Here is a 20,074-nt window from a genome sequence, read left to right on the forward strand (position 1 = left end):
CGTGTTCACACGCTCAAGTGGTAAGGGCTGAGGTTGCGCAGCACGTAAGCTTCAGGCGTGCGCCGGCGGGCCGGCTCACCCAGCGCGTGCCGTAGGAAGGCCTGGGTGCGGGCCTCGGCCGGGTGGTTGAACAGTTGCTGGGCGCTGCCGTGCTCCACGATCACCCCATGCTCGGTGAAATACACCTGGTCACTGATGTCTTCGGCAAAGCGCATTTCGTGGGTCACCAGCACACAGGTCATGCCCTCCTGGGTGAGGTCGCCAATCACATTGAGCACCTCACCTACCATCTCTGGGTCCAGGGCGGAGGTCACTTCGTCGAACAGGATCAGCTCCGGATGCATGGCCAGGGCACGGGCAATGGCCACCCGCTGCTGCTGCCCTCCGGACAGCTCACCGGGGAACGCCGTGGCCTTATGCTGCATGCGTACCTTGGCCAGTAACGCCATGGCCTCCTCCTTGGCCTGGGCCACTGGGGTGCCCAGCACCTTGCGTGGCGCGATGGTGAGGTTGTCCAGCACTGACAGGTGCGGGAACAGGTTGTACTGCTGGAACACAAAACCTACGCGCTGACGCAACTGCCGGTAGCCGGCTTCGTTGTGCAATTGATGCACGTCGGTGCCAGCCACCCTCAACTCGCCCTGTTGGGGTTTGAGCAAGCCGGTCAGGCAGCGCAGGATCGTGGACTTGCCAGACCCCGACGGGCCAATGATGGACACCGCCTGGCCTTTGCCTACGGTGAGGTCGATGCCCTTGAGCACCGGCGTATCGCCAAAGGCCAGGTGCACGTCGCGCAGGCTGACCAGCGGGCTGTCAGTGGAAGGCATAGCGGCGCTCCAGGCGTTGAGTAAGGCGGGAAACGGGAAAGCACCAGGCGAAGAACAGGGCCAACAGGCTGAGGTAGATCAGCACCGTGAAGGGAATCCGGTTGACGGTATTGCTGGCGATCTGGGCGGTGTCTATTACGTCGTGCACGCCCACCAGCGACGCCAGGGCCGTGCCCATGGTGATGATGGCGTAGAGGTTCATCCAGGGCGGCAGCATGCGGGTCACGCACTGGGGCAGGATCACCTGGGTGAACACCTGCACCCGGCTGAAGGCCATGGAGCGCGCCGCTTCCCACTGGGTGGCCGGTATCGAACCCACCGCACCTCTGAGAATTTCGGCCACATTGGCACTGGCCGGCAGCGCCAGGCCCAGGGTGACCTTGACCCAGTCCGGGAAGGCCAGGTAATGCCCGAACACACGCACTTCAAACGGGAACACGTAGGTGGTGAAGTAGATCAGCACCAACCAGGGCGCGTTGCGGAACACCTGCACCCACAGCCGCGCCACAGGCCGCAACGGCGAGAAATTCAGCACCCCGACAAGCAGCCCCATGAGGCTACCCAGCGCCATGGCGGTCAGGCTGATCAGAACGTTCTGGCCCAGGCCAGCCAGCAGCGCTGGGGCCCACTCCAGCAATGCAGCGAAGGCACTAGTGGCCATAACCGGGCATCCTCAAGCGTATTTCAATGGCGCGGCCCACTTTGCTCACGACTAGGCCCAAGGCGCCATAGAACGCCAGCAGCAGCATCATCAGTTCGATCACGTTGTCGCTCTGGGTCCAGATCATGATGGAGGCGTACGTGACGTCATTGACTGCAATGGCCGACGCAATGGCGGTCATTTTCACCAGGTCGATCAGGTTGTTCACCAGAGCAGGGAGCGCAAAGCGCAAGGCCAGCGGCAACTGCACGTACAGCAGCCGCTGGCGGGCGGTGAAGGCCAGTGAGCCGGCGGCTTCCAGCGTGGTGGGCGGCACGGCCTGCAAGCCGGCCCGCAACGCCTCAGCGTGAAAGGCACCTTTGTGCAGGGAAATCACGATCACCACCCAGGCGAAGGGCGTGAACGGGTTACCGGTACCCAAGGCCTGGGTAAGCAACATGTTGAGCACCAGGAACGCGCAGTAGAGCTGCACCAACGTGGGGGTGTTGCGGGTGACCTCGATAAACGCCCGGGCAGGAAAGGCGACCGTGCGCCGCGGGCTGATCAGCGCACAGGCCAGGCCCATCCCCACCGCCAGGCTGCCCAGCGCCGTGCACAGGCACAACGCCAAGGTGGTGAGCATGCCGTCCACCAGGCTGGCGCGGCTGAACCCGTCCAGCAGGAACTGGTAGTTGAGGCCCAGTTTGGCCAGCGCATCCACCAGCGCGTTCATGGTGTGGCCGCTTGCAAACGTGCACAGGCCATCGCCACGCGCGGGCCAGCCTGGGCAACAGCCTCGGTGGCCGTGGCAATGGAAAACCGCACCCAGGGCGACAGGCCATAGGCGCTGCCCGCAATGGCGGCCACGCCGTTTTCCAGCAGCCAGGCCACCACGTCCGCGTCGTTTTCAATGCGTTGCCCATCAGGCCGATAACGGCCCAGCAACCCGGCACAGCGCACGAACACGAAGAAGCCGCCTTCGGGCACCAGCACGTCTAACTCTGGCACCGGTGCCAACGCTGCTACCAGCAGGTCACGCCGTTCCCGGTAGGCTGTCACGTGATCAGCTAGAAAACCTAGCCCACCCTCGAATGCAGCCAAAGCTGCAGCCTGGCTGACCGAGCTTGCGCCGGAGGTGGCTTGGGATTGCACCACCGCCATGGCGCTGGCCAAGGCTTTGGGGGCCGCGCCAAAGCCTACGCGCCAGCCGGTCATGGCATAGGTCTTGGACACGCCGCCTACCAGCAGGCTACGCGATTGCAGGTCAGGCGCCAGGTTCAGCAAATTGCGGGGCGAGGCACCGTCGAAGCGAATGTGCTCATAGAGTTCATCCAGCAGTACCCATACCTGGGGGTGGCGGCGCAACACTTCAGCCAAGGCCAATAGTTCAGCATCACTGTACAGTGCGCCGCTGGGGTTACCGGGGCTGTTGAGGATCATCCAGCGCGTCCGAGGGCCGATGGCGGCCTCCAGTTGCTCGGGCAGCAGTTTGCAGCCTTGCTCAAAGGGGCAGTCTACCCGCCGAGGCACGCCGCCGTTGAAGCGCACCGCGTCTGGAAAGGTGGGCCAATAGGGCACGGGCACCACCACTTCATCGCCCTCATCAAGGGTGGCAGCGAAGGCATTGAAAATGATTTGCTTGGCGCCATTGGCGATCACCACCTCGGCCAGGCTATAGCTCAACTGGTTTTCACGGGCCAGCTTGGCCACTACCGCGTCGCGCAAGGCTTTGACGCCAGGCGTGGCGGTGTACTTGGTGTCGCCGGCCTGGATGGCAGCCCAGGCGGCAGCCTTGATCGGCGCGGGCGTATCGAAGTTCGGCTCGCCGGTGGTGAGGTCCAGGATATCCAGCCCATTGGCGCGCAGCTCATTGGCGCGGGCCTTGGCGGCGGCATTGGGAGACAGTTGAACGCGCTGAACGCGTTGAGACAGGCGCAAGGTCATTGCGGAGCTTCCAGGTTGATCACTTTGCCGGGGTTCAACCGGTTGTGAGGGTCCAGCGCGTGCTTGATCCGGCGCATCAGGCTTAGCTCTACCGGGCTCTTGTAACGCGGCAGTTCATCACGCTTGTGCAGACCGATGCCGTGCTCGGCGCTGATGGAGCCGCCATGGGCGTGCACGCTGTCATGCACCACACGGCTGAGGGCGTCATACCGTGCCATGTGTTCGGCCACGGGCATGCCAATAGGGCTTGCAATTTTGTAGTGCAGGTTGCCGTCGCCCAGGTGGCCAAAGGTGTAGTGGCGAACACCGGGGAACTGCGCCTGCAACTGTTGTGCGGTGTGATTCACAAAGGCTTCAATGCGTGACAGGGGCAAGGAAATGTCGTGCTTCATGTTCCGCCCTTCCCGCCCTTGGGCTTCGCTCATGTTCTCTCGCAGTGTCCACATGGCCTGGCTTTGGCCCAGGCTTTGGGCCAGGCTGGCATCCACCACCAGGCCCTGTTCGAAGGCCTCGCCCAGTACCCGCTCCATCAGCTCGACAGCTTCGGCCTGATCGCCATGATGGGACAGTTCCAACAGGGCGTACCACGGTTGGTCCAGGCGATGAAACGGCAACACGGTGCCGGGAAACTGCTGCGCCACCAAGGCCAGGCAATGGGATGACATCAGCTCGAAGCCGGTCAGCCCGGCGCTAAAGCCCGCCCGAGCATGGGCCAGCAAGGCCACGCCTTCGGCCAGGCTCTCGAATGCGACATAGGCGGTGGCCCGGCTGGTGGGCAACGGAAACAGCTTGAGGGTGGCCGCTGTAATAATGCCCAGGGTGCCCTCGCTGCCGATGTACAGGTCGCGCAGGTCATAACCGGTGTTGTCCTTACGTAGCCCCCGCAAGCCCTGCCAGATCTCGCCCTCGGCCGTCACCACTTCCAGGCCCAGGGTCAGCTCCCGGGCGTTGCCGTAACGCAACACAGCCGTGCCACCGGCGTTTGTACCCAGGTTGCCGCCCAGGGTGCAGCTGCCTTCCGCGCCTAGGCTCAAGGGAAACAAGCGCCCTGCCCCCTCTGCGGCCAGCTGCACCTGGCGCAGGATGCACCCCGCTTCGGCCACCAGGGTATCGTTGGCGGTATCCAGTTCGCGAATGGCGTTCATCCGTTCGAGGCTGATGATCACCGCACGGCCGCTGTCATCGGGGGTGGCGGCGGCCATCAACCCGGTATTGCCGCCCTGCACCACCACACAGCCATCGTGTTCAACACACAGGCGCACCACCGCTGCCACCTGTTCGGTGCTGGCCGGGCGCACAAAGGCGCGGGCGCGCCCGTGGTAGCGCTGGTGCTTGTCACTGAGACGGCTGCCGGCTGCAGCGCCAGGTTCAGCGTAGCGTTCGCCCAGCAGATCGATCAGGGCGTCAAGCAACGGGTCGGTCATTGCGCGGCCTGCAGCGGCGCGCTGTCCTTGAACTTGTCATGCAGGGCATACAGGGCGGGCGAAGGCGCCATGCCCGTGCGCTTGCCCAGTTCAATCAGCCAGCCGCTGCGGTGCCAATCGCGGATGATCGCATCCACCCGGGCCTGGAAGTCATGCTCACCCTTGCGCACCCACATCACTGAATCCGAGGGAATCAGTTCGTTAGGCAACGGCGTTTCGTAGCCGGCCCACTCGGCCTGGTCCAGCAAGGCCCGCATGGTGGGCGCTACGTGTACGGCGGCGACACAGCCATTGCCACGCAGGCTGAGCAGCGACTCGGATTGGCTGCGGAACGCTTTGATCTGTGCACCATACTGCTGCAGGGGTTCGATGAAGTTGCTGCCTTGAGACACACAGACCGGTTTGCCGGCCAGGTCCGCCCATTGGTGAATGCCTGCCCCCTTGCGAATCACGGCCGCGCCACCCACTTGTTCATAGGGCGTGGGCGGGTAATCCAGGATCTGCGCGCGTTCCTCGGTGAACTGCATGTTGGCGATCAGCACGTCCACCTTGCCTTGCTGCAGGAACTGAACGCGGTTGGGTGGCAGCACGGCCACGGTGTCCACCGCCACGCCCAAGCGCTTGCCCAGCTCGTTGGCCAGCTCCACGTTGTAGCCCACCGGCTGGCGGGTGCGAGGGTCCAGGGTGCCGAACGGCAGGCCGGTGAGCATCACCCCAACGCTGATACGGTGGCGTTCGTTAAGTTTGTCCAGGGTGGCGTCGGCGTTGGCGTGCAGGGCGTTAAGGCCAAGCAACGGAGCCAGCAGCAGCGCGAGGGTCTTGAGTGTCATGGAAGGTACTCTGTATCAGAGGCCGAACTGGTCAGCGGCCAGCGGTTCGATGTGGTGGCGCTGTTCGGCCTGCACCAGCCAGCCACTGCGGTGCAGCTGTTGCACGATGGGGTTCAGCCGGGCTTGGGTATCGGTTTCGCCCAAACGGGTCCAGATCACCGAAGGCGCCGGGTTCAGCTCTGGGCTCAGGGCGGTGTAGCCCTGCCACTCCGGGTTATTGGCCAGCAGCGGCTTGATCAGTGTCGCGTCGTGCACCGCCGCTACGCAGCTGCTGCCATGCAGGGCCAACAGTGATTCGGACGAGCTTTTGAAGGCTTTGATATCGGCACCGATGTCGTTGAGAGGCTTGATGTAGCTGCTGCCTTGGGAGGTGCACACCGGTTTTCCGGCCAGGTCTGCCCAGGCCTTGACGGGGCTGCCCGGCGGCAGCGCAGCCGTGCCGCCTACCTTATAAAAAGGGGTGGCTACATGGCCCAGCAAGGCATCACGCTCAGTGTTCCATTCCATGTTGGCAATCAGCAGGTCCACCTTTCCTTGCTGCAGGAATTGCACCCGGTTGGCCGGCAGTACCGGCACCAGTTCCACCTTGAGCGCCAGTTGCCGCCCCAGTTCTTCAGCCAGGTCCACGTTCAGCCCCACCGGCCCTTGGGTGGCGGGGTTGAGGGCACCGAATGGCCCGCCAGACAGCATCACACCAACGCGCAGCGCCTGCCGTGCCTGGGCACGGTCCAAGGTGGCATCAGCGTTTGCCTGAACCGCGCACAGCGCCGCCAGCAGGCCAATGGAAAAATGTACAGCGCGGCGCAGGCCCATGGGCACTCCCGGTAGCGGTGGTCGACGCGGCGATCCTAGGCACCCCCACCGGGCAAGGGAAATGAAAAGATTGCCTATCGTTATAACTCAAGTGCTGGAGAGCGCTACGAGCGGCTGAAAAGCACGAATTTGCTGAGTGTTACTTGTGAGAAGCCTTGCGATACATTAGGTTTTCTGATCATTTTAATGTAGGGACTGATATGAATACCCTGCTGGACCTGGACCTGTTGCGCACCTTTGTAACCGTGGTAGATGCCGGCAGCTTCGCTGAGGCGGGTAAGGTACTGGGGCGCACTCAGGGCTCAGTCACCCAACATTTGCAACGCCTGGAACAGGCGGCCGGCGTGCCCCTGTTACGCAAGCAAGGCCGCGCCAAGCAACCCACAGAGGCCGGGCGCCGCCTGTTGCGCCATGCCCGGCAAATGCTGGCCCTGAACGATGAGGCCATGGGTGCCTTGCGCCAGGACGGCCCCAGCGGTGTGGTGCGGATCGGCTCGCCCCATGACATTGCCGACACCATCCTGCCCCCGCTGCTGACCCGCATCGCCCGCGCTGCGCCCAATGTTCGCCTGGAAATCGACGTGGGGCGCAGCCCCTTCCTGATGGACGACCTGCACCGGGGCAAAATGGACATGGTGATTTCCACCCGTCATGACCCTCACCTGCAAGGGCTGGCTTTGCGTACCTCGCCGGTGTGGTGGATCTGCGCCGCCCATTATCGCCATGACCCCAGCCAGCCCCTGCCCCTGGTACTGGTGGACGAGCCCAGCATCTACCGCCGCTACGCCCTGGAGGCGCTGGAAGCCCAGGGCATCGCCTGGCGCCAGGCCTACCTGGCCTCCAACCTGATCGGTATCAAGGCAGCGGTGCGCGCAGGCCTGGGCATTACCCCGCGCAGCATGGAGTTGCTGGGGCCAGACATGCGTGTGCTGGGGGAGCATGACGGCCTGCCCCGCCTGCCAGACGTGACCTATTACCTGTGGGTTCGGCCCGGGGGCTTGAACCCGTTGGTGCAGGCGGCCTATGAACTGATCAAAGAGGGCGAAACCTATTAGGGCTGTACGCCTGCGGAAAGATGCCAGTCGAACGGCGACATATGCATATACCTTAACGGTATTTAAATATTGTTATTTATACCTATAGATTAAGCGGCAGCGACGGTCGCTTTGCCCTCCTACCTCGCCTCGTCCTGCGTATTCCCCCCCCAATCCAGAGCCTATTTCATGACACGCTTGAACGCCTTCTCATTGCCTGCCTTTGTCGGCTCCGCTTGCCTGCTGGCAAGCCTGTTCTCTACCACCGCGTCGGCTGGCCTGCTGGAGAAAGGCCGTACTGGCGGGTTAACCGCAGGCATTGCCAATGAACAGCCCTATGCCTATATCGGTACGGACGGCCAGGTGACAGGGGCCAATGTCGAAATTCTCAAAGCGGTGCTCGCCCCCTTAGGCATCAGCAAGGTGGAGACCCCTATCACCGACTTCGGCTCGCTGGTGCCAGGGCTGGCGGCCAAGCGCTTCGACCTGATCGGTGCCGGGCTGTTTATCAACCCGCAGCGCTGCAAAGTGATTGGCTACTCCAACCCGGTCACCCGCTCAGGCGGTGCCTTTATCGTCAAGGCTGGCAACCCGCTCAACCTGCACAGCCTCAAAGACGTTGCCCAGAACGGCAAGGCCCGGCTGGCCACGCAGCCGGGGAGCAACCAGGTGCAGGAGGCCAAAGCCAGCGGGATCGATACTGCGCAGGTGGTGCTGTTCGACAAGGACACTGAAGCCCTGGCGGCGCTGGAAGCTGGCCGGGTAGATGTGGTGTATTTCCCGGACGCAGAAATCATCAGCCTGCTGAAGAAAGCGAGCAGCCCTGCGGTGGAACGCGCCCTGCCCTTCGAGCAGATCCTGGACGCTCAAGGCAAACCCACCTGGAATTACCACGCCTACGGCCTGCCCAAGAACGACCCTGCGTTTATCCAGGCCTTCAATACCGAGCTGGCTAAGCTGCGGGCGTCTGGTGAGCTGCTGAAAATCCTGCAGAAGTACGGCTACACCGAGAACGAACTGCCCGCGGCTGACATCACCGCCGAGCAACGCTGCGCCCTTTGACCCACCTGGCACCCCTGCGCCGCCAACGGCCGTGACCAACACGAGTACAGGCATGATTACCGATACAACCGCATTGTTCGTTGCCCGCCAGCTGGCCAGCGGTGCCCTGGTCACGCTGGAAATCACCGTAATGGCCGAAGCGCTGGTGCTGGTACTGGCCTTTACGGTCGCCCTCATGCGCCTGTCCCCCTGGCGCTTGGTGCGCTGGGTGGCCACCTTGTATGTGGAGGTGCTGCGTGGCATTTCGGCACTGGTGCTGCTGTTCTACCTGTTCTTCATTCTGCCGCTGTTCGATATCAGCCTGTCACCGATGGCCACCGGGGTGCTGGGGCTGGGCCTGACGTTTTCGGCCTATGGTTCGGAAATCATCCGCTCGGCATTGGTCAATGTGCACCAGGGGCAACGGGACGCGGTGCGTGCGCTGGACTTCGGGCCGGTCGTCGCCTTGCGTCGGATCATCCTGCCCCAGGCATTGCCGGTGATGCTGCCACCCTTGGGCAACCAGCTGGTGGAGCTGCTCAAGACCACCTCGCTGGTGTCATTAACCACCCTCACTGACCTGACCTTCTCCGGGGCCCAATTGATCACCACCCTGGGCCATCAGACACTGATCTGGTGCCTGGTGCTGGTGGGGTACTTCCTGATGGCGTGGCCGTTGACTCGTCTGGTGCGGTGGTACGAGCGGCGGGTGACGGCCTGGCGCACTACGTAGGGGTAAAACCATGGAATTTGATTGGGCATTCGCCTGGTCCATCACGCCCGACCTGCTGCGCGGACTGCTGGTCACCGTACAGGTGGTGGTACTGGGCTTTGTGGTCGCGGTGGTGCTAGGCCTGCTGCTGGCCATCGCGCAACGCTCGGCGTGGGCGCCCGTTCGGGCTGCCTGTGCCGGGTACTTGAGTTTCTTTCGCAGCACCCCGCTGATGGTGCAACTGTATGTGCTGTTCTTCGCCCTGCCGCTGGCCGGGCTGACCTTGCCACCCTTCGCCACCGGCGTAGTGGGGCTGGGCCTGTATTACGCCGCCTATATTGCCGAAGCCTTTCGCGGGGCCATTGAGGACATTCCGCCGGGGCAATGGGAAGCGGCCCTGGCGCTGGACTTCGACCGCGCGACCACGTGGCGCCGGCTGATCCTGCCCCAGGCCTTCAAACCCCTGTTGCCCGTGCTGGGCAATTACCTGATCGGCATGTTCAAGGAAACGCCCCTGCTGGCGGTGATCACCATCCCCGAACTGTTTCAGGCCGCCAAGCAGGTGGCCGGCATGAGCTACCGCTACACCGAACCCTATACGCTGATGGCGCTGATGTTTTTGGCGATCAGCGTGCCTACATCCCTGCTGTTCAAGTACCTGGAGCATCGCCGCCATGCCTGACCCTTCCCTCGCAACTGCACAGATCGTGCTCAAGGACGTGGTCAAGGATTTCGGCACCACACGGGTGATCGACCACCTGAGCCTGAGCATCCCACAGGGGCAGAAAGTGGCGCTGATCGGCCCCAGCGGCTCGGGCAAGTCCACGGTGCTGCGGCTGATCAAAGGGCTGGAACGCTACCAGCACGGCAGCATCGCGGTGGCCGGGGCCAGCGTCCCGGAACAGCGCCGTGGTTGGCGCTGGCCCGGCAGCAAGGCCTCACCTCGTGTTCACCGGGTGGGCATGGTGTTCCAGCATTTCAACCTGTTCCCCCACCTCACCGTGCGGGAAAACGTCATGGAGGCGCCCTTGAGGGTGCTGAAGGTAAGCCCAAAGGAAGCCCATGACAGGGCGAGGGCCTATTTGGAAAAGGTGGGCCTGGGCCATAAGGCTGATGCTTACCCCGGCAAGCTCTCCGGCGGCCAGCAGCAACGGGTGGCTATCGCCCGTGCCTTGGCAATGCGCCCGGCCGTGATGCTGTTCGATGAGGTCACCTCGGCCCTGGACCCGGAACTGGTGGCCGAGGTACTGGCCGTGATCCGTACCTTGGCCCATGAGCAGAACACCACCCTGCTACTGGTGACCCATGAAATGAAGTTCGCCCGGGATGTGGCCGACCGGGTGCTGTTCATGGAAGCCGGAAAAATCGTAGCGGACGGCACGCCAGAGCAGATCCTGGTCAACCCGGTCAACGAACGTGCCCGGCGTTTTCTGAATGTGGTGGAACGGCGTGAGATCGAAGCGTAAAGCGCTCGCCTGGCTCTGAGGGCACGGCCTGCTAGCGTCTAAACCACATAAGCTAATAATCAACGGGTATTTAAATAACCTTTTTTATATCCGTTAGTATGGCGTTCCATCGCGCTACGTGAGCGCCGTTGCGATGAGCGGCGATTCACAGGCTTGCAGATTCTCTCTTCCTACTGATGAAGGCGCCGTCATGCAGCTTCTGACCCTCCCCCCATCGCCCGCTCTCGCCACGTCCATCCGCGCTACTGCGCAAGTGTTCGAGGACCCTACCTCCAAGGCACTGCTAGCACATGTGCAACAGGTAGCGCCCAGTGAAGCCAGCGTGCTGATCATCGGTGACACCGGCACCGGCAAGGAGCTGGTCGCCCGCCATATTCATGCCCTCAGCGCACGCCGTCACAAGCCCTTCGTGGCGGTCAACTGCGGTGCGTTCTCCGAGTCTCTGGTGGAAGCCGAACTGTTCGGCCATGAGAAAGGGGCCTTCACCGGCGCGCTGGGTGCCAAAGCGGGCTGGTTCGAAGAAGCCAACGGCGGCACCCTGTTCCTGGACGAGATCGGGGACTTGCCGATGCCGATCCAGGTGAAGCTGTTGCGGGTGCTGCAAGAGCGTGAAGTGGTGCGGCTAGGCTCACGCAAGAGCATCCCTATCAATGTGCGCGTGCTGGCCGCCACCAATGTGCTGCTGGAAAAAGCGATCAACGCGGGCAATTTTCGCGAGGACCTGTACTACCGCCTAGGCGTGGTCAGCCTGGCGCTAGCGCCACTGCGAGAGCGGCCCGGCGACATCATTCCCCTGACCCGGCACTTTCTCGACGTGTACTGCAAGCGCCTGGGCTACGAGCCTGTAAGCCTGTCGGCCGAGGCTGAGCACCGGCTGCGCCATTACAGTTGGCCTGGAAACATCCGCGAGTTGGAAAACGTAATTCACCACACCTTGCTCATGTGCCGCAGTGGCGTGATTCAGCGCGACGACCTGCGGCTGTCGAACTTGCGCATTGAGCGCCAGGACGACACCAGCCACACCGCAGACGAATCGGTGGAAGCCTCACTGGACAGGCTGTTCCAGCGGTTGTTCGAGGAGCAGGCCGGTGACTTGCACGAGAAAGTGGAAGACGCCCTGCTGCGCTCGGCCTACCGGTTCAGCCATTACAACCAGGTGCACACGGCCAACCTGCTGGGCCTGAGCCGGAACGTTACCCGTACCCGGCTTATCAAGATGGGCGAACTGGCCGTGAACAAACGCCGCCCCGCTGGTGAACAGGGCGAGCGCGTGCTTCAGCTGTCGATCTAGGCTGGCGTCAGAACAGCCCCGAGGTAGGTAGCGGCGTACCCTTTAATTGCCAAGCACCCACCGCCGCGGCCTTCCAGTCCCGGGGGTTGTGGTTGGCTACGGTGCGGGCATTGCGCCAGTGCCGGTCGAGGTTATGACTACGGCCCGTGGTGGAGGCGCCGCCCACGTCGAACACCCGCTCGGCGGCCCTGAGCGCGCATTCGGCAGCGATGTATTGGGCCTGCGCCACTTCAATAGCGGCCTGGTCCACGGCCGCCGCCTCCTGCCCGCTGGCCCAGGCCTTGTCGATCGCCTCGGCTGCCTTGAGCACCACCGCCTCGGCTGTAAAGGCACGGGCCGAGATGTCGCCCACACTCAGCTCTACATAGGGGTCATCCACCGACCGCTGGGCGTTGCTGTGCTTGATGGGCCGGGCGTGGTCACGGGCGAACGCCGCAGCGTCGTTCAGGGCATTGCGGGCGATACCAGCTTGCACCGCCGCCAGGAACAGTTGCAGGAAGGGGGTGACAATGGTGCGCGTGCCCTCTTCCACGGTACGGGCGCGCAGTTCGTTGGCGTACACCCGAACGTTATCCAGCCGCGTGGTGCCGCTGGCGGTGAGGCGCTGCCCCATGGCATCAAAGTCGTCCAGTAGTACCAGGCCTTCGCGGTCACGGGGCAGTACGAAGGATACCGGCTGGTCGTGTTCATCCAGCGCCACGGCGCTCACCCAATCCGCGTACAAGGACCCGGTGCTGTAGAACTTGCTGCCATTGGCCCGGTAGTGTTCGCCGTCACGCACAATTCGGGCACTGATGGCACCATTGGCGCCCCCCACCTCCCAGCCCGCGTTCCCTAACACCGCCCCTTGCAGGTAGCGCTCGAACCAGCGCTGGCGCTCTTGTTCGGCACCTTCGGCCCGTGACGCCAGCAAGCCTTCGACGAACGCAAAACCGGGCCGCAAGGCCTGGGCGACATTGGAGTCCACCGAAGCAATGCGGATCAACAGGCCGATGACCTCCTTGACGGTGCCGCCTGGGCCACCGTAGCGCGCAGGAATGCGCAGGGTGTAGAGCAACGCGTCGGCCACCTGCCTTACCGCGTCGTAAGGCAGTTCACGGTCCCGCTCGCGCGCAGCCGCGCCAGCGCCGATGGCGGGTAGCAGTGCGTCGGCGCGGGCCAGCAATTGGGGCACGGTCAACACAGGGCGAGGTGAGGCCGAAGGCGTGATAGCTGCAGCGTGGGTCATAAGGGCATCCTGTTTCCAATAGGGGCACAGCGAGGGCGCTAAAAAGGGTTCAGATAGCGATCTTCCAGAGCCGTGATTCGTCGAACAGCAGTACGGCGTTTTCCGGCTCCACGGGCGGCACCTTCAAGGCGACGCCTGCACCCGGCAACCGCGGTACTGCACCCAGCAGGCGCTGGGTATAGGGGTGCTGAGGTGCCTCGAACAGTTGGTCCACCGGGGCGTGCTCCACGACCTGGCCGTAGCGCATCACCAGCACCTCGTCGCTCACATGGCGGATCACGCCCAGGTCGTGGGAAATGAATAGGTAGGCCAGGCCCAGCTCGGCCTGCAGGTCTGCCAGCAGGTCCAGCACCTGAGCCTGCACGGACACGTCCAGAGCCGATACCGGCTCATCACAGACGATGACCTTCGGGTTGCTGGCAATCGCCCGCGCAATAGCCACCCGCTGGCGCTGCCCGCCCGACAGCTGCAGCGGCCGACGGGTACCCAGCTCGGCCGGCAGGCGTACGTGCTGCAACAACTGCCGGATGCGCGCAGGCTGCTCAGCTACTGGCGTGTCGGCCACGTCCAGGGCGTCGGCCAGGATCTGGCTCACCGTCCAGCGCGGGTCGAATGAGCTAAGGGGGTCTTGATAGATCACGCTGATGTCCCGCCGCCGTGGCCGGCGTTGCTGCTCAACCACCCTGGCGGGGGCGCTACCGTTCCAGGGCTGGTCAAGAAAGCGCACCTGGCCATCGTCGGCGTCGAGCAGGGCTAGGGCCATGCGCGCGACCGTGGTCTTGCCCGAGCCGGATTCGCCCACGATACCCAGGGTATGACCTGCACGCAGCGCGAAGCTCACGCCCTGCACCACCTGGCGCACCTGCTGGTCTGGCCCCACGTAGCGCTTGCCCAGGCCGTGGCCCTGCAACACAACAGGCTGGTCGATGTGCCGTGCCACCGGCGCGATTATCTGGTTCCGGTCTGCCGAAAGACGAGTGCCGCGTGCATGCTCGGCGGGCACCGCGGCTAGCAGGCTACGGGTGTAGGCGTGGCGCGGCGCCGTGAGCACTTGCTGCATCGGCCCCTGCTCCACCACCTCACCGTGGCGCAGCACCAGTACCTCATCGGCCAGTTGTGCGACCACGGCCAGGTCGTGACTGATGATCAGCAGCGCGCTTCCCTCAGCTTTTATCCCTTGCAGCACACTCAGGATCTGCGCCTGTACCGTGGCATCCAGCGCTGTGGTGGGTTCATCGGCGATCACCAGGCCAGGGTTAAGCGCCAAGGCGCTGGCGATCAGTGCTCGCTGGCGCAGCCCCCCGGACAATTCGCCAGGCCGCTGGCGGGCACGCAAGGCCGGTTCCGGCACCCCCACGCGTTCGAGCAGCTCCAGCACCCGCGCGGCGCGGGAGGGCCGGTCGCCCCAGTGATGGGTTTCCAGCACTTCGAGAATTTCCTTGCCCACTGGGCGCATGGGGTCCAAGGACACCAGGGCGTCCTGCAGCACAAAACCGATGTCCTTGCCCCGCAGGCGGCGCCATTGGCGCTCGCTCAGGCCCAGCAGGTCGACCCCGCCGTAAGACAGGCGCCGTGCGCGCACCACGGCGCCTTCACCGGCCAAGCCGATGAGGCTACGGGCCGTCACGCTTTTGCCCGAGCCCGATTCCCCCACCAGTGCCAGTGTCTTGCCCGGCTCCAGGGTAAAGGAGAGGTGGCGAACCACGCTTTGCCCGGCAAACTCAACGTTCAGGTCTTCAACGATCAACGTCTTCTGGCTCATGGCAGGCGGCCCTCCAGGCGTTGTTGCAGGTAGCGGCCAGCGACCGTGGTCGACAGCGTGGTCAGCACAATGAACAGCCCTGGAAAGAACGTGAGCCACCAGGCGTTGGCGATGAAGTCCCGCCCCATGGAGAGCATGGTGCCCCACTCCGGCGCCGGTGGCCGGGCGCCCAACCCGAGAAAGCTCAAGGCCGAGGCCCAGACAATGGCCTGGCCCACCCCCATGGTGAGGGTCACGATCAACGGCCGCATGGCATTGGGCAGCAGTTGCCGGCTGATAATGCGCCCGGTGGAATGGCCTAAAGCGCGGGCGGCTTCGATGTACCCGGCGTTGCGCACGGCCAATACCTGACCGCGAACCATACGGGCATAACCCGGGGCAGCGCCCAGGCCGGTGGCAACGATCAAGGGGCCCACCCCACTGCCAAAGATGGCCACGAACAGCAGCGCCAGAATCAGGCTGGGGAAGGCAAACAGGATTTCCAGTACCCACCCCACACTGCGGTGGGTGCGCGCGCCGCCCAAGCCGCCTAACAACCCTAATACGACCGCGATGCCCATGCCCAAGGCGGTGGCGGCCAGGCCAACGAACAGGGACAGCCGCGCGCCATGGATCACCCGCGAATAGATATCCCGCCCGGACTGATCCGTACCGAACCAGTGCTGCCACCCTGGCGGATGGAAGGCTTCCCGAGGCACGATGGCCAAGGGGTCACTGTGGGCAAACAGCTGTGGCGCGATAGCCGCCACGATCACCAGCAACAGAAAGCCAATGGCCAGGCTGGCGCCCACGGGCAAAAGGTAGGGCCGGCGCTGGGTGGACAGGGGTACAGCGGGGCTTTCAAATATCAGGTCGCTCATGCCAAAGCCTCTTGTTGACGTGGGTCGACCCACTGGTACATCAGGTCGACCAGTATATTGGCCACTACATAGCCGGCAGCGACGACCAGGCTGATGCCAATGGTAAGCGGCAGGTCCTGCGCCTGTACCGCCTGGTACAGCTGGCGGCCCAGCCCTTTGCGGGAAAAGATCACCTCGATCACGACCGCGCCACTGATCAGGGCGCCGATGGCCCAGCCCGACAGCGAAATGCCCGGCAGCACGGCATGGCGAAGGGCGTGCCTGAAGCGCACCGCACTGTCACTCAGGCCACGGGTACGCGCTGTGAGGATAAAGGGCTGGTCCAGCGTCAGCTCCAGCGACTCACGGGTCACCTGGCCAATGAAACCGGCCAGCGGCACCGCCAGGGCAATGGACGGCAGCACCAGCGTTGCCCAGCCATCGCTGCCTGCGGGCGGAAACAGCCGCAGGCCGAAGGCGAACACGGCCAGCAGCACAATCCCCAGCCAGAAGTGCGGCAAGGCTGCGCACAAGGTTTCGGCCAGCGAAGCCAGGCGCCCTACCCACCCGCGGCGCCCGGCCGTGAACACGGTCAGGGCTAGCACCAATAGCCAGGCCAGCACCAGGGAAGACAGGGTCAGCTCCAAGGTCGCACCGGCTTGCTCGGCCAGTACGCGGGTAACCGGCATGTGCTGGGAATAGGACACCCCCAGGTCACCCTGTACCAGCCGCGCCAGGTAGAGCCCGTATTGCACCACCAGGGGCTTGTCCAGGCCGTATTCACGGGTGACCTCGGCAATGGTTTCAGGTGTGGGGTTGCCGCTGGGGCCACCCAGGATCGCCAGTACAGGATCACCCGGCATCAGGCGCAAGGCAAAGAAGGTCAAGGTGGCCACCGCCCACAGCACCAGCAGGCCGCCGCCCAGGCGCAGGGCCGCACGCTGGCCTAGCCGGGCTAGGCGTTGTCGAGGTGCGCCGTGCGAGGCTATAGATAGAGGCGTTGTCGTCATTTGTTCACCCAGGCGTCATAGAGGTAGGTCACGGCCAGCGACGGCTCCAGGCGTACACCCTGGGTCGTTTTGTAGATACCCAGCCGCGTGCTTTGGGGGTACGTGGTCAGTTGCAGGTACTGGCTGGAGGCGATGGCCTGTCCCTGGCGATACAGGGCCTGGCGCTGTGCCGGATCCTGAGTAGCCAGTGCCTGCTGCACCAGGCTGTCGAAGGCCGGGTCGCTGAACCCGGCCGTGTTCTGGTGGTAGCCGCCTACCCCGGCCGGCTGAATGAAGGCGCTGCTGAAGATGATCCGCAGCACGTCGGCGGTGTTGGTGTTCCAGTAGCCCACGCGAACGTCGTAGTCCCAGTCGGCCTGGCGCTTGGTCGCCTGCACGTCGCTCATCTGCTCCATCACCAGTTCGATCCCCGCCTGGCGTGTGGTGGCCTGCACCTGCTCCCACAGGGTGAACTCCGAAGGCGGCGTGCGGTTGCCCAGGATCACGTGTACTTGCAGGCGCTGGCCGTCCTTTATCCGATACCCCTGGCTGTCCCGGCGCGACCAGCCGGCTTCGTCCAACAGTTGCGCCGCACGTGCTGGGTCGTAGTCCTGGGCATGCTCGAAATCCGCGCTGTAGAAACGGGTAGCCTGGCTCAAGGGGCCCCCGGCACGGGGAAACTCCCCGAAATACACGCTTTTCAGGGCGCCCTTGATGTCGGCGCTGCGCACGAAGGCCTCGCGTACGCGAATGTCGTTGAAGGGTGCGCGACGAATGTTCAAGGTGCCGTTGGTGGGGTTGCCGGGGCGTTGCGCAATGATCAACTGCAGGTCCGGGTTGCGCCGCGCCGCTTCATGGGATTCGGGCGGCAGCGCCTCGATCACGTCTACCTCGCCGGCTTGCAGGGAGGCAAAGCGTACCGAGGGCTCTTGGATGAACTTCCAGATAATCCGCTCCAGGTACGCCGGGCCCTGGTGCTGCGCCGTGGGCGGGGCCGAGTTGTAATCGGGGTTACGCACCAGTTCCACCTGGCTCTGGCGGTCCCAGCGCACCACCTTGAACGGGCCGGTGCCCACTGGGCTATCGCAGTTCACGTCCCGCGTGCGCAACAATGCCTTGGGTGATTCAATGCCCAGGAAACCCTGCGCCAGTACTTCGAGAAAGGCCGCGTAAGGCGTCTCCAGGTGAACGCGCGCGGTGTAGGTGTCCACCACGTCGGTGCCCCGGTATTGGCGGATGTAGCCACCGGCCGTACTGGACTGGGTCTTGGGGTTGGCCATGTGATCGAGGTTGGCTTTCACAGCGGCGGCATTGAACGGCGTGCCATCGGTGAAATGCACGTCATCGCGCAGGTAGAACGTATAGGTCAGGCCATCGGCTGAAACGTCCCAACGCTTGGCCAGCCAGGGCCCTATGGTGCCTTGGGCATCCATGGACACCAGCGAATCCAGCACTTGCTGGGCCAGGAATACCTGGGGCATGTCGCCGCCTACGTGAGGGTCCAGGCAGGTGGGTTCGCGGTCGGTGGCGTACACCAAGGTGCCGCCGGGCGTAGGTACTGTGCTGCGCACTGCCGAGGCTTCATGGCGGTCACAGCCTGTGCCTAATACCGTAGCCGCCAGCAGGCAGGCCAAGGCGAGAGGGCGCGTGGTCGTTACGGGGCGGTAAGGATGAAGGTCTGGCATGGTCGGGGTGGCGCCTTGTGTTCGATGCTGAAACGCACAAGGGGTGATTGCACAAGCCGTGCCGGGTGCCGGAGCCCTGTAAACAGGGCTTTTATGGCGTGCCTGGAGGCTGTGGCCACCTACACTTTGTTGACCTGGTGTTGCCAGAGCAACACTTGGCCGGGGGTCGCCAGCCAATGGGGCATCGGCTTGAAGCAAAGGTCAGGCACTACGAGCATACTGGCTGGCCGGGTATGGCAGGCCGAGGTGGTCGCGCAGGGTGTGGCCGCTGTATTCGTGACGGAACACGCCGCGCTGGCGCAGCAACGGCACCACCTCGTCAACGAAGGTTTCAACGCCCGAGGGGAACATGTCGGGCATGATGTTGAAGCCGTCGGCCGCACCGGCCAGGAACCAATGCTCCAGCGTATCGGCTACCTGCTCGGGCGTGCCGACCAGCAGGCGGTGGCCTACCAGGATGCGCCGGGACAATTGACGAATGCTGAGGTTTTCCCGCCGCGCCAGGTTCAACTGCGCTTCCAGAAAGCCGTGGGAGCCCCTTTCGAAGGCTTCCACCGGGCCGATCTTGTGCCAGGGCAGCGGCGCGTCCGGGTCCAGTTCGCTCACGCTCAGGCCTACCCGAGCGGCCACTTGGGACAGCAGGCCTTCTTCGCCATAGAACTCATTAAGCCGATCAAACCGCCCATGGGCTTCGGCCTCGGTGCTGCCGATCACCGTGGACAGCCCCGGCATGATCTTAAGGTGGTCTGGGTTGCGGCCCCAGCGCCGGGCCCGGCTTTTCATGTCCTGATAGAACCCTTGCCCTTCCTCCAAAGTGGTCTGGGTGGTGAAGATAGCATCGGCATAGCGCGAGCCTAGCGCCTTGCCACCTTCAGAGGAGCCGGCCTGCACCAGCACCGGCCGGCCCTGGGGCGAACGGGGCAGGTTCAAGGGGCCTTTGACAGAGAAATGCTCACCCACAAAATTGGGCGTATGCACTTTGCTGGGGTCCGCGAAGCGCCCGCTGGCCGCATCACCGATCACTGCGTCGTCTTCCCAGCTGTCCCACAACTTAAGGGTGATATCAATGAATTCGTCGGCCCGAGCATAGCGGTCCACGTGCAACGGCGCACCGGCCAGGCCGAAGTTCTGCGCGGCGGCATCGCCGGCATTGGTCACTACGTTCCAGGCCGCACGGCCACCGCTGATATGGTCCAGAGAGGAGAAGCGCCGGGCCAGGTTGAACGGGTCGTTGTAGGTGCTGGAGGCTGTGGCGATCACACCGATGCGCTGGGTCGCCAGGGCCACGGCGGTGAGCAGCACCGTAGGCTCCAGCCGCCCTGCCGGTTGATGCGCCACGTCGCCACCCAGGGCCGGGCCATCGGCCAGGAAAATGGCATCCAGGGTGCCGCGTTCAGAAATGCGCGCGATATTGCAGTAGTACTCGGCGTCCAGGTAGGCATTGGCGGGCACTTCGCCCACTCGCCAGGCGGCAGCGTGCGACCCGAAGCCGAGGATGTTCATGCCGATGCTCATGTGGGGTGTAGGGCTCATGACGTTTCCTTGTAAA

19 protein-coding genes are annotated in these 20,074 nt (G+C 63.9%); 6 read left to right on the forward strand and 13 right to left on the reverse strand.

Annotated elements, in window-relative coordinates:
- Positions 1 to 5: 5 nt before the first annotated feature.
- The 7 genes from ACSAMW_RS04555 to ACSAMW_RS04585 are packed head-to-tail and all read right to left on the reverse strand — an operon-like array spanning position 6 to position 6,478.
- Positions 6 to 827: an amino acid ABC transporter ATP-binding protein gene (locus ACSAMW_RS04555; RefSeq protein WP_500592867.1), complete on the reverse strand. Its 822-nt coding sequence runs from the start codon at positions 825 to 827 to the stop codon at positions 6 to 8.
- Positions 814 to 1,488 carry an amino acid ABC transporter permease gene (locus ACSAMW_RS04560; protein WP_500592868.1) on the reverse strand — a complete coding sequence of 225 codons (675 nt, stop codon included), beginning with the start codon at positions 1,486 to 1,488 and terminating at the stop codon, positions 814 to 816. The genes ACSAMW_RS04555 and ACSAMW_RS04560 overlap by 14 nt, the downstream gene beginning before the upstream one ends.
- A complete protein-coding gene (locus tag ACSAMW_RS04565; RefSeq protein WP_500592869.1) occupies positions 1,478 to 2,200 on the reverse strand; it encodes an amino acid ABC transporter permease in 723 nt (240 codons plus the stop codon). The genes ACSAMW_RS04560 and ACSAMW_RS04565 overlap by 11 nt, the downstream gene beginning before the upstream one ends.
- Positions 2,197 to 3,411, reverse strand: coding sequence for an aminotransferase class I/II-fold pyridoxal phosphate-dependent enzyme (locus ACSAMW_RS04570; protein ID WP_500592870.1), 1,215 nt, complete (start codon positions 3,409 to 3,411; stop codon positions 2,197 to 2,199). The genes ACSAMW_RS04565 and ACSAMW_RS04570 overlap by 4 nt, the downstream gene beginning before the upstream one ends.
- Positions 3,408 to 4,835, reverse strand: a complete 1,428-nt coding sequence (locus tag ACSAMW_RS04575) for an FAD-binding oxidoreductase (protein ID WP_500592871.1) — start codon at positions 4,833 to 4,835, stop codon at positions 3,408 to 3,410. The genes ACSAMW_RS04570 and ACSAMW_RS04575 overlap by 4 nt, the downstream gene beginning before the upstream one ends.
- Positions 4,832 to 5,665: a transporter substrate-binding domain-containing protein gene (locus ACSAMW_RS04580; protein ID WP_500592872.1), complete on the reverse strand. Its 834-nt coding sequence runs from the start codon at positions 5,663 to 5,665 to the stop codon at positions 4,832 to 4,834. Before ACSAMW_RS04580 ends, ACSAMW_RS04575 begins: the two co-directional genes overlap by 4 nt.
- A 15-nt stretch (positions 5,666 to 5,680) precedes the next feature.
- Positions 5,681 to 6,478, reverse strand: a complete 798-nt coding sequence (locus ACSAMW_RS04585; RefSeq protein ID WP_500592873.1) for a transporter substrate-binding domain-containing protein — start codon at positions 6,476 to 6,478, stop codon at positions 5,681 to 5,683.
- Between the two features lie 200 nt (positions 6,479 to 6,678).
- Between ACSAMW_RS04585 and ACSAMW_RS04590 the strand changes: the two genes are divergently transcribed.
- The 6 genes from ACSAMW_RS04590 (at position 6,679) to ACSAMW_RS04615 (ending at position 12,022) form a co-directional block, all read left to right on the forward strand.
- Complete coding sequence (locus ACSAMW_RS04590; protein WP_500592874.1) at positions 6,679 to 7,533, forward strand: LysR substrate-binding domain-containing protein; 855 nt, start codon at positions 6,679 to 6,681, stop codon at positions 7,531 to 7,533.
- 168 nt (positions 7,534 to 7,701) lie between these two features.
- Positions 7,702 to 8,574: an ectoine/hydroxyectoine ABC transporter substrate-binding protein EhuB gene (ehuB, locus tag ACSAMW_RS04595; protein ID WP_500592875.1), complete on the forward strand. Its 873-nt coding sequence runs from the start codon at positions 7,702 to 7,704 to the stop codon at positions 8,572 to 8,574.
- A gap of 52 nt (positions 8,575 to 8,626) precedes the next feature.
- Complete coding sequence (ehuC, locus tag ACSAMW_RS04600; protein ID WP_500592876.1) at positions 8,627 to 9,286, forward strand: ectoine/hydroxyectoine ABC transporter permease subunit EhuC; 660 nt, start codon at positions 8,627 to 8,629, stop codon at positions 9,284 to 9,286.
- A 10-nt stretch (positions 9,287 to 9,296) separates the two neighbouring features.
- On the forward strand, positions 9,297 to 9,947 hold the full coding sequence (ehuD, locus tag ACSAMW_RS04605) for an ectoine/hydroxyectoine ABC transporter permease subunit EhuD (protein ID WP_500592877.1): 651 nt from the start codon (positions 9,297 to 9,299) through the stop codon (positions 9,945 to 9,947).
- Positions 9,940 to 10,731, forward strand: a complete 792-nt coding sequence (locus ACSAMW_RS04610) for an amino acid ABC transporter ATP-binding protein (RefSeq protein WP_500592878.1) — start codon at positions 9,940 to 9,942, stop codon at positions 10,729 to 10,731. The genes ehuD and ACSAMW_RS04610 overlap by 8 nt, the downstream gene beginning before the upstream one ends.
- A gap of 190 nt (positions 10,732 to 10,921) precedes the next feature.
- On the forward strand, positions 10,922 to 12,022 hold the full coding sequence (locus tag ACSAMW_RS04615) for a sigma-54 interaction domain-containing protein (RefSeq protein ID WP_500592879.1): 1,101 nt from the start codon (positions 10,922 to 10,924) through the stop codon (positions 12,020 to 12,022).
- Between the two features lie 7 nt (positions 12,023 to 12,029).
- On the opposite strand, the gene ACSAMW_RS04620 is transcribed toward ACSAMW_RS04615, so the two are convergent.
- The 6 genes from ACSAMW_RS04620 to ACSAMW_RS04645 form a co-directional block, all read right to left on the reverse strand.
- Complete coding sequence (locus ACSAMW_RS04620; RefSeq protein ID WP_500592880.1) at positions 12,030 to 13,250, reverse strand: acyl-CoA dehydrogenase family protein; 1,221 nt, start codon at positions 13,248 to 13,250, stop codon at positions 12,030 to 12,032.
- Between the two features lie 49 nt (positions 13,251 to 13,299).
- Positions 13,300 to 15,012, reverse strand: coding sequence for a dipeptide ABC transporter ATP-binding protein (locus tag ACSAMW_RS04625; protein WP_500592881.1), 1,713 nt, complete (start codon positions 15,010 to 15,012; stop codon positions 13,300 to 13,302).
- Positions 15,009 to 15,872: an ABC transporter permease gene (locus ACSAMW_RS04630; RefSeq protein ID WP_500592882.1), complete on the reverse strand. Its 864-nt coding sequence runs from the start codon at positions 15,870 to 15,872 to the stop codon at positions 15,009 to 15,011. Before ACSAMW_RS04630 ends, ACSAMW_RS04625 begins: the two co-directional genes overlap by 4 nt.
- On the reverse strand, positions 15,869 to 16,861 hold the full coding sequence (locus ACSAMW_RS04635) for an ABC transporter permease (RefSeq protein WP_500592883.1): 993 nt from the start codon (positions 16,859 to 16,861) through the stop codon (positions 15,869 to 15,871). The genes ACSAMW_RS04630 and ACSAMW_RS04635 overlap by 4 nt, the downstream gene beginning before the upstream one ends.
- Positions 16,858 to 18,525 carry an ABC transporter substrate-binding protein gene (locus ACSAMW_RS04640; RefSeq protein WP_500592884.1) on the reverse strand — a complete coding sequence of 556 codons (1,668 nt, stop codon included), beginning with the start codon at positions 18,523 to 18,525 and terminating at the stop codon, positions 16,858 to 16,860. Before ACSAMW_RS04640 ends, ACSAMW_RS04635 begins: the two co-directional genes overlap by 4 nt.
- A gap of 201 nt (positions 18,526 to 18,726) precedes the next feature.
- Complete coding sequence (locus ACSAMW_RS04645; RefSeq protein ID WP_500592885.1) at positions 18,727 to 20,058, reverse strand: LLM class flavin-dependent oxidoreductase; 1,332 nt, start codon at positions 20,056 to 20,058, stop codon at positions 18,727 to 18,729.
- Between the last annotated feature and the right edge of the window lie 16 nt (positions 20,059 to 20,074).

Source organism: Pseudomonas sp. AB39(2026), assembly GCF_059831485.1.

What these genes read in the sequence shown, in the direction of transcription:
- ACSAMW_RS04590 (WP_500592874.1), top strand. Translation starts at nt 6,679, where the DNA reads ATGAATACCCTGCTGGACCTGGACCTGTTGCGCACCTTTGTAACCGTG.
- ehuB (WP_500592875.1), top strand. Translation starts at nt 7,702, where the DNA reads ATGACACGCTTGAACGCCTTCTCATTGCCTGCCTTTGTCGGCTCCGCT.
- ACSAMW_RS04570 (WP_500592870.1), bottom strand. Translation starts at nt 3,411, where the DNA reads ATGACCTTGCGCCTGTCTCAACGCGTTCAGCGCGTTCAACTGTCTCCC.
- ACSAMW_RS04610 (WP_500592878.1), top strand. Translation starts at nt 9,940, where the DNA reads ATGCCTGACCCTTCCCTCGCAACTGCACAGATCGTGCTCAAGGACGTG.
- ACSAMW_RS04555 (WP_500592867.1), bottom strand. Translation starts at nt 827, where the DNA reads ATGCCTTCCACTGACAGCCCGCTGGTCAGCCTGCGCGACGTGCACCTG.
- ehuD (WP_500592877.1), top strand. Translation starts at nt 9,297, where the DNA reads ATGGAATTTGATTGGGCATTCGCCTGGTCCATCACGCCCGACCTGCTG.
- ACSAMW_RS04615 (WP_500592879.1), top strand. Translation starts at nt 10,922, where the DNA reads ATGCAGCTTCTGACCCTCCCCCCATCGCCCGCTCTCGCCACGTCCATC.
- ACSAMW_RS04565 (WP_500592869.1), bottom strand. Translation starts at nt 2,200, where the DNA reads ATGAACGCGCTGGTGGATGCGCTGGCCAAACTGGGCCTCAACTACCAG.
- ACSAMW_RS04640 (WP_500592884.1), bottom strand. Translation starts at nt 18,525, where the DNA reads ATGCCAGACCTTCATCCTTACCGCCCCGTAACGACCACGCGCCCTCTC.
- ACSAMW_RS04635 (WP_500592883.1), bottom strand. Translation starts at nt 16,861, where the DNA reads ATGACGACAACGCCTCTATCTATAGCCTCGCACGGCGCACCTCGACAA.
- ACSAMW_RS04560 (WP_500592868.1), bottom strand. Translation starts at nt 1,488, where the DNA reads ATGGCCACTAGTGCCTTCGCTGCATTGCTGGAGTGGGCCCCAGCGCTG.
- ACSAMW_RS04645 (WP_500592885.1), bottom strand. Translation starts at nt 20,058, where the DNA reads ATGAGCCCTACACCCCACATGAGCATCGGCATGAACATCCTCGGCTTC.
- ACSAMW_RS04630 (WP_500592882.1), bottom strand. Translation starts at nt 15,872, where the DNA reads ATGAGCGACCTGATATTTGAAAGCCCCGCTGTACCCCTGTCCACCCAG.
- ACSAMW_RS04580 (WP_500592872.1), bottom strand. Translation starts at nt 5,665, where the DNA reads ATGACACTCAAGACCCTCGCGCTGCTGCTGGCTCCGTTGCTTGGCCTT.
- ACSAMW_RS04620 (WP_500592880.1), bottom strand. Translation starts at nt 13,250, where the DNA reads ATGACCCACGCTGCAGCTATCACGCCTTCGGCCTCACCTCGCCCTGTG.
- ehuC (WP_500592876.1), top strand. Translation starts at nt 8,627, where the DNA reads ATGATTACCGATACAACCGCATTGTTCGTTGCCCGCCAGCTGGCCAGC.
- ACSAMW_RS04585 (WP_500592873.1), bottom strand. Translation starts at nt 6,478, where the DNA reads ATGGGCCTGCGCCGCGCTGTACATTTTTCCATTGGCCTGCTGGCGGCG.
- ACSAMW_RS04625 (WP_500592881.1), bottom strand. Translation starts at nt 15,012, where the DNA reads ATGAGCCAGAAGACGTTGATCGTTGAAGACCTGAACGTTGAGTTTGCC.
- ACSAMW_RS04575 (WP_500592871.1), bottom strand. Translation starts at nt 4,835, where the DNA reads ATGACCGACCCGTTGCTTGACGCCCTGATCGATCTGCTGGGCGAACGC.